Consider the following 13993-nt stretch of genomic DNA (forward strand, 5'->3'; position numbering starts at 1 on the left):
GCCACGTCTTTTTATAGAAAAAACACGTACCCTTTTACTTTTTTTTTATTTAGTTGTTTGTCTTTGTGTTCACAGGAAGAGAACAGACCAAAAGTAGGCTTGGTTTTAAGTGGTGGTGGCGCCAAAGGCTTCGCACATATAGGAGTTTTGAAAGTCCTTGAGGAAGCAGGTTTGAAAATCGACTATATTGGGGGAACGAGTATGGGCTCAGTTGTTGGGGGGCTTTATGCCTCAGGATATACTGCAACTCAGATTGATTCTATCTTTCAATCAACAAATTTTGATGAATTGATAAATGATTTCATTCCAAGATCTTCGAAAAATTTTTATGAAAAAAGGAATGATGAATTGTATGCGCTTGTACTGCCATTCAGTAATTTTAAAATTGGAATACCGGAAGCACTTTCTAAAGGAATGTATAATTTTAATTTATTAAGTAGAATTACAAGACATGTAAGGCATGTAAGGGACTTCAATCAATTGCAGATTCCTTTTTTATGTATTGCTACTGATATCGAAACAGGGAAAGAGGTTTTGTTAAATAAAGGGAATCTGGCAGAGGCTATGATGGCCAGTTCTGCATTTCCCTCCTTGTTTTCTCCGGTAGAAATAGAGGGTAGACTTTTAGTAGATGGTGGAGTGACTAATAATTATCCTATCGATGAAGTAAGGAAGCTAGGTGCAGACATAATAATCGGTGTAGACGTGCAAGATGATTTAAGGGACAGAAATTCGCTCAAAGATGCTACAAAAATTTTGGTGCAAATTACAAACCTTCATTCGATAGAAAAAATGAAGGAAAACATAATAGAAACCGATATTTATATTAAACCGGATATTAAGGATTATGGTGTTATATCATTCGATAAAGGGAAAGAAATTATTATAAAAGGCGAAGAGGCGACATTTGCAGTGTATGAAAAAATTGAAGCTTTAGTAGGGGGTTCAAATAAATATCAAAAACCCAAATTAGAAATTTCAACCGATAGTTTACAAATAGTAGCTATAAACTGCAATGAATTAGACAATTACACTAAAGACTATGTAATTGGTAAACTAAGGTTTAAACCCGGAGCTTATGTCACGTATAAACAATTAGAAGAAGGTATAAATAATATTAATGCGACAGAAAATTTCAGTACTATTAATTATACGTTGGAGCACAGCAATCGAGGAGATGACTTGAATCTTACCTTAAAAGAAAATAAAACAAAATCTTATTTAAAATTCGGGTTGCATTACGATGGCTTGTTTAAGAGTGCTGTCTTGGTAAACTTAACTCGTAAAAAAACGTTGTTTAAAAATGATGTTGCATCGTTAGATGTTGTGCTGGGAGATAACTTTAGGTATAATTTTGGTTATTATATTGAAAGCGGCTATAATATAAGCTTTGGATTTAAATCCTATTTTAATCAATTTAATAAAAATATAACCAGAGAAATAAGCACTTTAGATTTTGAAACTTTGGGAGTAAATTCAATTAATATTGATTTTTCAGATGTGACAAATCAGGTTTATTTTCAATCTTTATTTGTCCAAAAATTTCTTATCGGGGGAGGGTTAGAGTATAAGTTCCTAAAAATTAAATCAGGAACATTGGCTAATAGCAATCCTGTAATCGATAAAAGTGATTATTTAAGTCTTTTTGCCTACATGAATTATGATTCCTTTGATAATAAGTATTTTCCTAAAAAAGGATGGTATTTCTCTGGAGACATACAATCTTTTTTAGTTTCTTCCGACTATACAAATACATTTAATCAGTTTTCTATTGCAAAGACTGACTTTGGATTTGCGACAACAATTGTCAAGAATACTACGTTTAAAATTCAAACTGAGGCGGGGTTTTCATTTGGAAACGATAGTGTTACCTTCTTTAATTTTGTTTTAGGAGGGTATGGCTACAATCAAATCAATAATTTTAGATATTTTTATGGGTATGATTTTTTAAGTATAGCAGCTAACAGCTATGTTAAGTCTACAGGTACTATAGATTACCAATTTTATAAAAAAAACCATATTAATTTTTCTGCTAATTTCGCTAACTTGGGAGACAGGATATTTGAATCCGTTGCCTGGGTGTCGTTGCCTCAATATTCAGGTTATGCGGTTGGTTATGGTTTGGAGACGATTATCGGACCAATAGAAATTAAGCACACATGGTCTCCCGAAAACCCAAAAGGATTTACCTGGTTTACTATTGGTTTTTTATTTTAAATTAAATCTATATCAATTAAAATCCCGATATTTGTTATAATGAAAACAAAATGGCTAGGTTTATTGGATTATCTTCAATTCCTTATCAAGAGAAATCCTGAGTAATAGCTCAATTAGATAATGTATTTAAATTGTCTAATTAGATTATATTAACTGTGAAATTAGTCCAATTATGTCATTATTTAAATCTGTAAATTCGTTTTAATTAGAAAAGTCGTTTAATTTTTCTAGCTACTACATTTTCTAATCTTCTAATTTAAATTAATCATGCCAGTATATCATAAATTGGGGACTTTCCCTCAAAAAAGACACACACAATTTGAAAAACCAGAAGGAGGTTTTTATTATGAGCAACTATTTGGAACCGAGGGTTTTCATGGAAACTCTGCATTGTTGTACCATGTTCACCGACCGACGCAGGTAAAAGAAATTAGTAAGTCCTACTCTGTCGAGCCTAAGATTGCCATTGGTAAAAACATTAAATCCTTATTGTTAAAAGGATTTGATCTCAAAGCTGAGGATGATTTTCTGGACAGTCGCAAAGCTTTGCTTGTCAATAAAGACTGCACGATAGGGCTAGCGGCGCCAAAGAAATCGTTGCAGGAGTACTTTTATAAAAATGCTGATGCCGATGAAATGATTTTCATTCACAAAGGGAAAGGGAAATTACGTACTATGATGGGAAATATACCATTTGAGTATGGAGATTATCTGATTATTCCCAGGGGAGTTATCTATCAAATTGATTTTGATACAGAAATCAATCGATTGCTGTATGTCGAATCCTTCGCCCCTATTTATACGCCAAAACGCTATAAAAATGGATCAGGTCAACACCTAGAACATTCTCCATTTTGTGAGCGCGATTTTATTTTGCCAACTGAGTTGGAGACCCATGACGTAAAAGGAGACTTTCTTATCAAAATCAAGAAAGAAGGAATGATACATGAAGTTATTTATGCTACGCATCCTTTTGATGTAGTGGGATGGGACGGCTACAATTTCCCATATGGCTTCAGTATTCACAATTTCGAACCTATAACAGGACGTGTTCATCAACCGCCACCAGTACATCAAACATTTGAAACATCCACTTTTGTAATTTGTTCTTTTGTTCCAAGGTTATATGATTACCATCCAAAATCAATTCCGGCTCCTTATAATCACAGTAATGTAGATAGCGATGAGGTGTTGTATTATGTCGATGGTGATTTCATGAGTCGTAATAATATTGAACAAGGACATATAACATTGCACCCTAAGGGGATTCCACACGGGCCCGCGCCAGGGGCGATGGAGCGCAGTATTGGTCATACAGAAACTCAGGAGTTAGCCGTAATGGTTGATACTTTTAGAACCCTTATGGTAACAGAAGAAGCGATGGGAATCGATGATGGTCAATATTATAAATCTTGGGTAGAATAGTCATTGCTGGCAGCAACGCAATTTCACTAAATATATTTCATTTTAATTAGGAGCTATTTCCTGCTATTCGTTGCAAACGAAGTTCAGTGAACTCCGATGAAAAGGATTTTCAGTGCTAACAGGGCTAGGCGATAGAACATAAACAAAATTTTCGACAATACTTAATAGTCTATTAAACAAATAAATATCATGGCAAAAGAAGTAAAATCAGTAGAATACGGACTGGAAAAAATATTTGAAGGAGCACAAGATTTTCTTCCTTTATTAGGAACCGATTATGTCGAATTCTATGTAGGAAACGCAAAACAATCAGCTCATTATTACAAAACAGCTTTTGGATACCAGTCACTAGCCTATGCAGGGTTAGAGACCGGAGTAAAAGACCGAACTTCTTACGTATTGGGTCAGGATAAGGTACGAATTGTTCTCACCACGCCGTTAACCCAAGATTCTCCTATACATGAACACTTGAGAAAGCATGGAGATGGAGTGAAAGTAGCTGCTCTTTGGGTAGATGATGCCACTAGTGCCTATGAAGAGACGATGAAGCGGGGTGCTCGTTCTTTTATGGAGCCTACAGTTGAAAAAGATGAATTTGGTGAAGTGGTTCGTTCAGGGATTTATACCTACGGAGAAACCGTTCATGTATTTGTTGAGCGTAAAAATTATACCGGTGTATTCCTGCCAGGTTATAAAGAATGGAAATCAGATTACAATCCAGAGCCAACCGGGTTAAAATACATTGACCATATGGTAGGGAATGTTGGTTGGAATGAAATGAATACTTGGGTTAAGTTCTACGAAGAGGTAATGGGGTTTGTAAATTTCCTTTCTTTTGATGACAAACAAATCAACACAGAATACTCAGCCTTGATGAGTAAGGTGATGAGTAATGGAAATGGACGTATTAAGTTCCCTATCAACGAACCAGCAGAAGGTAAGAAAAAATCACAAATCGAGGAATATCTTGATTTTTATGGTGGACCAGGAATACAGCATATTGCCATTGCAACAGATGATATCATTACAACAATAAGTCAGTTAAAGGCAAGGGGTGTGGAATTTCTTTCTGCGCCACCTCATACGTATTATCAGGCAATTCCAGAACGATTGGGCGAGCATATGAAAATGATGAAAGAGGATTTAAATGAAATAGAGAAGTTGGCTATAATGGTAGATGCAGATGAAGAAGGGTATTTATTGCAAATCTTTACAAAACCAGTACAAGATAGACCGACTTTGTTTTTTGAAATTATTCAAAGAATGGGGGCTAAAGGCTTTGGAGCGGGTAATTTTAAAGCGTTGTTTGAGTCTATAGAAAGAGAGCAAGCATTACGAGGAACGCTATAAAAACCTTTTTTTTATACATTATGTGAAAAAATAACCAACTAATAACAGATGATTTTATTGATGATGTGTTAAACTTTATTTTTTGTTTAAAAATGTAGTTTTGTTAACTATCTTTGCACTCGCAAAATGGAAGGGGTGGTTTCCTTCCATATTGATATAAATTTCATAATTTATAGTTTTTTGGTTAGTTAATAGCATAAAAACTCAGTCATTATTTGACTGAGTTTTTTGTTTTAATATATTTGGAACAGAATTTGCAAGTCAGTTAAAAAAAGACAAAGTAAGTTATGAAAAAATTAATACTATTCTTATTATTGATGTTGACGTTAAGTTTTGATTCTCCTCAAGAAGACGCTTATGATGCTGGCGAATGGTTTAAATTCCGTATTCATTATGGTATTGTAAATGCCGGATATGCAACGCTAGAGGTAAAAAACGCTGTGGTAAACAATAAAAAAACGTTCCATGTTGTGGGTAGAGGATATACGACAGGAATCTCTCGTCTTTTTTTTCAAAGTAGACGATTTGTATGAAAGTTATATTGATAAGGAAACCGGTAATCCAGTTAAATATGTAAGGAAGATTAATGAGGGAGGATATATTAAAAGTCAAGAAGGTTTTTTTAATCAATCCGGCAATAGTGTTTTGGTGAAAGATTACAAAAACAGAAACGAAAAAACTTTTGTCGTTCCAAAAAATACTCAGGACATTTTATCTGCGTTCTATTATTTGAGGAATTATCCCAATATAGATAAAATCAATCCGGGGGAGTCTATTGTCATTAATATGTTTATTGATGATGAAACCACAAAATTTAAGTTAAAGTTTGTAGGTCGTGAAGATATTACGACTAAATTTGGTGTTGTGTCATCCATGGTCTTTAAGCCTTTGGTGCAATCAGGACGTGTTTTTAAAGAGCAAGAGAGTCTAACTGTTTGGATTTCAGACGATGATAACAGGTTGCCTATTCGAATAAAAGCTGATTTAGCCGTGGGATCAATAAAAGCCGACTTGGATGAATTTAAAGGATTGAACAATTCATTTAAAACAAAAAGATAATGAACATTAGTGAGAATGCAGAAGCTATTTTAAATGAAATTGAGAAAAAATATGCATCCATAAATCAAAAAACAGAAACACACTTAGCAGGCTTACTTTGGTCCAAACCAATGACATATTGGGACTATATCCAGACCGATGCCTTGTTAAACATACAAACCCAAAGGACAACGTTTCCGGACGAAATGGTTTTTATCATGTATCATCAAGTGAATGAATTAATATTCAAGATGATTCTTTGGGAAATGAAACAAATCTCTTACCGTGAAAATATCGAAATTGTTTTTTTTGCAGAAAGATTAATGAGAATTAGTAATTATTTTGATATGCTCACGACTTCCTTTAGCATTATGGAAAATGGTATGGAAGTGGATCAATATATGAAGTTCCGGAACACCTTGACTCCTGCGAGCGGTTTTCAAAGCGCCCAGTACCGACTAATCGAATTTTCTTCTACTGACGTCATTAACCTTATCGATAATCGCTACAGAGGGTCTATAGATAGAGATACGTCTTACGAAAATGCTTTTGAATATTTATATTGGCAAGCTGCCGGGAAAGACTATTCAACAGGTAAGAAGTCATACTTTTTAGAAGAATTTGAAAGAAAATATAAAAAAACGTTCCTGGACCACATGGAGGAATATAAATCTATTAACATCTGGCAGAAATTCAAACAACTTCCAGACGCCGATCAGAAAAGCCTTGAGTTGATAAAGGCGATGCGTCATTTTGACCGTACAGTTAATATTACTTGGGTCATGCAGCATTTAAATGTTGCAATAAAATACATTGACCAAAGCGGAAAAGGTACAGGCGAGGCTACCGGAGGAAGCGATTGGAAAAAATATATGCACCCAAAATACCAGCGACGGATCTTTTTTCCGGATTTGTGGAGCGCTGAGGAATTGGCAAATTGGGGTGTAGAAATTTAAGTTGAATTAAAAAACAAAATACAGTTTGAAGCAAGTATTAATTATTTTCATAGTATTAACATCAATACTATCATGCAATGAATCCAATCAACCAGAAATAAAGACTAAAGCTAAAATCGTTAAACCAATAGCAGAGGATTCTGATTTTGGATTTAATTATTCTGAGTTTAATGTCGTTCACGATACCATCGAAAGGGGAGATAATTTTGGTACAATTATAAGCAAACAAAATATCGGCGACCGTAAAGTGTTTGAGATCGTAAAAAGCGTGAGAGACACTTTTAATGTTCGTTACATTAGACCTAACAGAGCCTACACAATGCTTAGGTCAAAAGATAAAACAAATAAACTACAGGTTTTTGTGTATCAACCAGATGCTTTGAGTTATTATGTATTCGATTTTCGGGACTCTACAGTAGTGGCTTATAAAAAAACGAGACCTATAACAATTAGGAGACGAACTATAGGCGGTGTTTTAAAAGGGTCGCTATCTGAAACTCTTGGAAATGCCGGAGTAGAGGCTGCTTTAGCGAGTCGAATTACAAGAATATATTCTTGGTCTATTGACTTTTTTAAATTAAAAAAAGGAGATCGGTTTGCCGTTACTTTTACGGAAAGGTTTATAAACGATTCCGTATATAATGGAGTAGAAGATCTGGAAGCTTCTTTTTTCGAATACAAAGGAAAAATCATTTATGCGTTTCCATATGTTCAAAATCCCGCCTCCGGGAAAGTAGGATATTATGACGAAGATGGAAAAACACTAAAGAATTTCTTTCTTAAAACACCAATTAAATTCAGCAGATTGACCTCCCGGTTTTCAAATAACAGATATCATCCCGTACAGCACAGATGGAAAGCACATAAAGGAACCGATTATGCTGCGCCAAGAGGAACGCCGATTACAACTACCGCCTCCGGAACAGTTATAAGAACTGGGTACACCGCAGGAAATGGAAACTATGTAAAAGTCAAACACAATAGCACATATTCGACTCAATACTTACACATGTCTAAAATTTTGGTTCGACATGGTCAACATGTAAATCAAGGGGATGTTATTGGTAGGGTCGGTAGTACAGGTTTAGCAACAGGACCTCATGTTTGTTATCGTTTTTGGAAAAACGGAAGACAAGTTGATGCCTTGAAGTTAAAATTACCAGGAGGAGAACCTATGCGAAGTGCTAATAGGGATCGTTTTTTAAAGGCTATTGAGCCATTGAAGTTGGAGTTGGACAGCGTTGGGAATTTATAAATCAAAGGGTTTTTTTGATATAGTTTATAATAAGATGGTTTATTAGGGGACACAATTATTTAAAGTAAATAATTGTGTCCCCTCCCTTTTTAGAACTCTACTATTTTTTCAATTCCTGCTAAATTGTGATATAAATTAAAAGGGTTAAGCAATTAAAACTAATTTCAGTATTTTTGCCAAAACAGGATTAATACTTGAATTAAAATAAAAATGGCTTTAAACACAATAAACCCCACAAATACAACGTCTTGGAAAAATCTTCAAAAGCACTTTGATGAGATGGAAAATGCTACGATGCGAGAGATGTTTCAAGTGGATGTTACTAGAACAGCAAAGTTTCACTTGAAATGGAATGATTTTTTAATAGATTATTCAAAAAACATCATCAATCAAGAAACAATGGATCTCTTATTGGCGCTGGCAGATGAGGTTGGCCTAAAAAAGGCGATTTCAGATTATTTTATCGGAGAGAGCATTAACCAAACCGAAAACAGAGCGGTGCTTCATACTGCTTTAAGAGCGAAAGAATCAGCAATTATAAATGTAAACGGAGAAAACGTAGTTCCTGAAATTTATGATGTAAAAAGAAAGATAAAAGCTTTTTCGAATGAAATAATAACAGGAGAAAGAACGGGATACACAGGAAAGGACTTTACTGATATTGTAAATATTGGTATTGGAGGTTCTGATTTAGGACCAGCTATGGTTGTTGAAGCATTACAGTTTTATAAAAATCACTTGAATGTTCATTTTGTTTCAAATATAGACGGAGATCATGTAAATGAAATCATAAAGAAGCTAAATCCTGAAACCACGCTTTTCGTTGTTGTTTCTAAAACATTTACTACACAAGAGACATTAACAAACTCCGAGACCATAAAAGAATGGTTTTTGACGAAAGAATTTGGAACAAAGCAAGCCGATATAGGCAAACATTTTGTGGCAGTCTCCACTAATATTCAGAAAGTAACAGAATTTGGGATTAATCCAGACAATGTTTTTCCCATGTGGGATTGGGTTGGCGGTCGTTTTTCATTATGGAGTGCTGTTGGGTTGGCTATCAGTTTAGGGATAGGCTTTGATAATTTTGACGAACTGTTAAGTGGTGCAAATGAAATGGACGACCATTTTAAAACGGCTGATTTTGAGCAAAATATGCCGGTTGTTCTTGCTTTATTAAGCATCTGGTACAATAATTTTTTTGGAGCTGAAAGCGAGGCGTTGATTCCTTACACGCAATATCTTCAAAAACTGGCTCCTTATTTACAACAGGGAACAATGGAAAGTAATGGTAAAAGTGTGGGAAGAGACGGGAAACCTGTTAACTATGAGACTGGCACTATTATTTGGGGAGAACCAGGAACTAATGCGCAACATGCTTTTTTCCAATTAATTCATCAAGGAACGAAGTTAATCCCTTCGGATTTCATTGGGTTTTTAAAACCATTGTATGGTGATGAAGCGCACCATGATAAGTTAATGTCTAACTATTTTGCACAAACGGAAGCGTTAATGCAGGGAAAAACAGCCGAAAAGGTACAGGCTGAATTTGATGCTCAAGGACTTGATAAAGAGAAAGCAAGATTTTTACTGCCTTTTAAAGTTTTTGCAGGTAACAAGCCTACTAATACTATCTTGATTGAAAAATTGACTCCTAAAGCTCTGGGATCTTTAATTGCATTATACGAACATAAGATATTTGTACAGGGAGTGATTTGGAATATTTTTAGTTTTGACCAATGGGGAGTGGAGCTTGGAAAACAATTGGCCAACTCGATTCTGGAAGAACTTAATTCGAAAGAAATAAGCAATCACGATAGTTCAACTTCTTTTCTTTTGGATTATTATTTGAAGAACAAATAGAATTGAGAGAATAAAGAAAACGGTTGAAATTGTTTTTCCTCTCCTCTTTTACTAAAATCGTTATGATGTAATGCCCTTGTTTTTGAAAAACAGGGGCTTTTGTTATTTAATATATTTGCTAAGAGGGTGCTGCTTGTGAACTGTTTTTTTAATTATACTCTTAAACTTTAAAAACAGTGCAGTTAAATAAAATCTTTAGATGCACTCAATTGTAAGCTTAGTGATGTAATTATCTAAATTTTGATTTTGAAAGAACATGTAATTGTAGCTTGCTTTATAGTTTTTAAGAAAATAATTTTGATGTTTCAATTGCGTTTGATTTCGATTTTTTTTGAAGAACAACAATCGTTTGATTTAGGGGGTAACTAGCTGATTTTTAGGAAAAAAAAGAACGATTTCACTTTTATAGGATTAGTATATTTTTTGCATTTTATTCCTATTATTAACAAATAATAGGAATAAAAAATATTAAAAACGCTTCTTTTGAGGAAAAAATATTAATTTAATAAATTTTATTTATGATAAATCAGTAATATGAAATGTTTTTCTTAACATTGTCTTAACCTTTTTAGTTAAAATTGTTATAATTTTGCCAAAAATATTCTAAACAAATAAACATGAAAAAATTATTCAAGTTATTTTTGATACTAGTTGCATTTTTGGGTGCTGGAACTAGTATTTACTCTCAAGGTAACACAACTTCCTCAATAAATGGAGTTGTGTTTGATAATGGAGGGGAAGCTTTGCCCGGAGCGTCAATTTTGGCTACTCACGTAGAATCGGGAACACGCTATAGCGGGGCAACTGATTTCAGTGGAAATTTTAGAATATCTAACATGAGAGTGGGAGGTCCGTATGAAATTGTTGTAAGCTATATTGGTTTTGGGACATTCAAACAAAACGGTATTTATCTACAATTAGGGGATTCTAAAAATTTCAAAATTGTACTAGCAGATGAAGCAAACGAACTGCAAGAAGTAGTTGTTAAAGTTGCTAAAGACAATACTTTCAATTCAAACAGAACAGGTGCTCAAACCGTAATTAATTCTGATCAAATCAAATCGTTGCCATCATTGTCAAGAAATATCGCTGACTTTGCAAGGTTGACTCCGCAGGCACAGATTAGTGGGGACGACGTTTTATCTATTGGTGGTCAAAATAATAGATATAATGCCATCTATATTGACGGAGCTGTTAATAACGACGTTTTTGGTTTATCTTCAAACGGTACTAATGGCGGTCAAACAGGAGTTAGCCCGATATCTCTTGATGCTATCGAGCAATTTCAAGTAAGTGTTTCTCCATTTGATGTTAAGTTATCTGGTTTTGCAGGTGGAGCAATTAGTGCTATTACTCGTTCTGGATCAAATAACTTTGAAGGATCTGCTTATTTTTTCTACAGAGATCAAGCATTAGCAGGGAAAACACCTTTAGAAGCTGGAAGTACTAGTACTAGAGAAAAACTGGCTGATTTTTCTGCTCAAACTTACGGAGTAAGAGCAGGAGGCGCTATTACAGAAAACAAATTGTTTTATTTCATTAACTATGAAAGACAAGATAACGCTACTCCAAACCCTTTTGATATTAAAGATTATTTAGGGAATAGTGGTGCGAGAATACCAGAACTTGTAAACTATTTAGGAGACAAGTATAATTACAACCCTGGTTCTTTTAGTAACAATATAAGTACACTAGTAAGTGATAAGTTAATTGCTAAAATTGACTGGAATATTAATGATAACCACAAATTATCTTTTAAAAACAGTTACGTAAAAGCAACTAATTTTTCACCAAACAGATCTTCTTCAAGAGGTATTAATTTCTTGAATGGTTCTGAAAATTTTGTTTCTACAACAAATTCTACAGCGCTGGAGTTGAACTCTCGTTTTAGTAATAAATTTTCAAATAATTTAGTTATTGGTTATACAGTGGTAGATGATAACAGAGACCCTATTGGTGATCGTTTTCCTAGTGTAGAAATTATTGATGGGTCAGGAAGAATAAATTTTGGAGCTGAGGCATTTTCAACTGCAAATTTATTGAAACAAAGAATCCTTACAGTGTCTGATAACTTTGAAATCAATGTTGGTAAACATAATATCTCGATAGGAACTCACAACGAATTTTCTTACGCTAAAAATGTCTTCGTCGGAAGAAACTTTGGGTACTACAGATACAGCACTTTGCAAGACTTTTTGGATGATGCTAAACCAAACAGATACCGTCTAGGATATTCATTATTGGGTGGTTCAGGAGATGACTCTCAAGGAGCTGCAGAATTTAATGTTAGCCAATTTGGCGTTTATATTCAAGATAATTTCAAAATCACTAATAACTTTAAACTTTCTTACGGTTTAAGGGTTGATGTTCCAGTTTGGGACAAAGGGACAGTAAATACTGATTTTAACACTAGAACGATACCTTTGTTAAACGCAGCAGGTAAAAATCTTCAAGGCGCAACAGTGGGTGATAGAATAGCTACTACAGCTCATTACTCTCCTCGTGTTGGATTTAATTATGATTTAAATGGAGACAGGGTTACTCAATTTAGAGGAGGTTTAGGTATTTTTACTTCTAGACTACCTTTAGTATGGCCAGGTGGTGCATATAATAACAATGGAGTTACGCAAGGTGCAATTGATATTAGTAAGGGTACACCTAATTTCAATCCAGACACAAGTGTAGAAAGCCAACTTAATAATAATGGTACCGCTCTAGGTCCATTGCCTGGAAGTGGAAAACTAGGTGGAAATATTGATTTGTTTGCTAAAAACTTCAAACTACCTCAAGTATTTAAAGCTAGTTTTGCAGTAGATCAAAAATTGCCAGCGGGATTTGTAGTTTCTGGAGAGATTATTTATAATGATAATATATCTGCAGTTACTTATGAAAACGTAAATCTTGGTAAGCCAACTTCAAATTTAACTGGAGCTGATACAAGACCAAGATATGATGAAAGAAATAACCGTATCGATAATACGTACGTTGGTGTATTCTTAGGTTCAAATACAAGCGCTGGTAAAGCTTGGAATTCATCAATCACAGTGACTAAAAATTTCTTATCTGATCTAGTTGATGCCAATATTTCTGCAACTTATGCTTATGGGAAATCTACTGTATTGTTAGATGCTACCTCTTCTCAAAATAGTTCTCAGTGGAATAATATTGAGACCGTAAATGGTTCTAATGCGATTGGTGGAATTTCAAGATCTGATTTTGATCAGGGACATAGAGTTTTGAGTAATTCATCTGTAAAATTCAAGTGGTCTAATAATATGAAGACTACAATTGGAATTTTCTACGAGGGAGCTCAAGGATCACCGTTTAGTTATGTTTACAATGATAGAGGAAATTTGTTGCAAGACACATTTAGTTCTTCAGCATTGATTTTTGTGCCAGGCAATAGAGCAGACATTAACTTAGTTTCAAATTCAAATTTTACAGCTGATCAACAGTGGGAGGCGCTAAGTGCTTTTATTGAAGGAGATAGCTACTTAAGAGGTCGCAAAGGTAAGTATGTTGAAAGAAACGCAGATCGTTTAAAGTGGAGTCATGTTGTTGATTTAAAATTAGCACATGAATTCTCAATAAATGTTAATAAAAAGAGTCACAAAATAGAGTTGACTGCTGATGTGTTTAACTTCACTAATCTACTGAACAAAAATTGGGGTAAGAGGTATTTTGCATCATTTAATCAAGTTCAGTTACTTGAACAAAGAGGATTCTTAGCAGATAAATCAACACCAACATTTAGTTTTGATCCTAACAATGCAAATAGAATCAATCAAGTTGATGATTTAGGATTGCAATCTTCAAGATGGCAAATGCAAGTGGGTGTTAGGTATTCTTTCGAATAGTTTCACTTTTGATAATCAAACGGTTAAAAAAA

General features: G+C 34.3%; 7 protein-coding genes and 1 pseudogene. All 8 read left to right on the forward strand.

Features of this window, described 5'->3' with window-relative positions; all coding sequences use genetic code 11:
* Nucleotides 1-63 precede the first annotated feature (63 nt).
* A complete protein-coding gene (locus A3SG_RS0115000; RefSeq protein ID WP_029596840.1) occupies nt 64-2217 on the forward strand; it encodes a patatin-like phospholipase family protein in 2154 nt (717 codons plus the stop codon).
* Nucleotides 2218-2484: 267 nt separating this feature from the next.
* A complete protein-coding gene (locus tag A3SG_RS0115005) occupies nt 2485-3642 on the forward strand; it encodes a homogentisate 1,2-dioxygenase (protein WP_016990826.1) in 1158 nt (385 codons plus the stop codon).
* A 189-nt stretch (nt 3643-3831) separates the two neighbouring features.
* Nucleotides 3832-4992 (forward strand): 4-hydroxyphenylpyruvate dioxygenase, encoded by a 1161-nt coding sequence (gene hppD, locus A3SG_RS0115010; RefSeq protein ID WP_016990827.1) that lies wholly within the window; start codon nt 3832-3834, stop codon nt 4990-4992.
* A 287-nt stretch (nt 4993-5279) separates the two neighbouring features.
* Nucleotides 5280-6051 (forward strand): annotated as a pseudogene (locus A3SG_RS20060) (DUF3108 domain-containing protein).
* A complete protein-coding gene (locus A3SG_RS0115020; protein ID WP_016990828.1) occupies nt 6051-6986 on the forward strand; it encodes a tryptophan 2,3-dioxygenase family protein in 936 nt (311 codons plus the stop codon). Before A3SG_RS20060 ends, A3SG_RS0115020 begins: the two are co-directional and overlap by 1 nt.
* Nucleotides 6987-7011: 25 nt before the next feature.
* On the forward strand, nt 7012-8241 hold the full coding sequence (locus A3SG_RS0115025) for a M23 family metallopeptidase (RefSeq protein WP_016990829.1): 1230 nt from the start codon (nt 7012-7014) through the stop codon (nt 8239-8241).
* A 210-nt stretch (nt 8242-8451) separates the two neighbouring features.
* On the forward strand, nt 8452-10104 hold the full coding sequence (gene pgi, locus A3SG_RS0115030) for a glucose-6-phosphate isomerase (RefSeq protein WP_016990830.1): 1653 nt from the start codon (nt 8452-8454) through the stop codon (nt 10102-10104).
* Nucleotides 10105-10721: 617 nt separating this feature from the next.
* The gene (locus A3SG_RS0115035; RefSeq protein ID WP_016990831.1) at nt 10722-13961 is read left to right on the forward strand and encodes a TonB-dependent receptor; all 3240 of its coding nucleotides are present in this window, start codon (nt 10722-10724) and stop codon (nt 13959-13961) included.
* Nucleotides 13962-13993: the final 32 nt, after the last annotated feature.

Origin of the sequence: Flavobacterium sp. ACAM 123, from assembly GCF_000264055.1 — a bacterium.
Classification (GTDB): Bacteria; Bacteroidota; Bacteroidia; order Flavobacteriales; family Flavobacteriaceae; genus Flavobacterium.

Bases quoted from the DNA above. Each gene is read 5' to 3' on its own strand.
- A3SG_RS0115005 (WP_016990826.1), top strand. From the start codon at position 2,485: ATGCCAGTATATCATAAATTGGGGACTTTCCCTCAAAAAAGACACACA.
- A3SG_RS0115035 (WP_016990831.1), top strand. From the start codon at position 10,722: ATGAAAAAATTATTCAAGTTATTTTTGATACTAGTTGCATTTTTGGGT.
- pgi (WP_016990830.1), top strand. From the start codon at position 8,452: ATGGCTTTAAACACAATAAACCCCACAAATACAACGTCTTGGAAAAAT.
- A3SG_RS0115020 (WP_016990828.1), top strand. From the start codon at position 6,051: ATGAACATTAGTGAGAATGCAGAAGCTATTTTAAATGAAATTGAGAAA.
- hppD (WP_016990827.1), top strand. From the start codon at position 3,832: ATGGCAAAAGAAGTAAAATCAGTAGAATACGGACTGGAAAAAATATTT.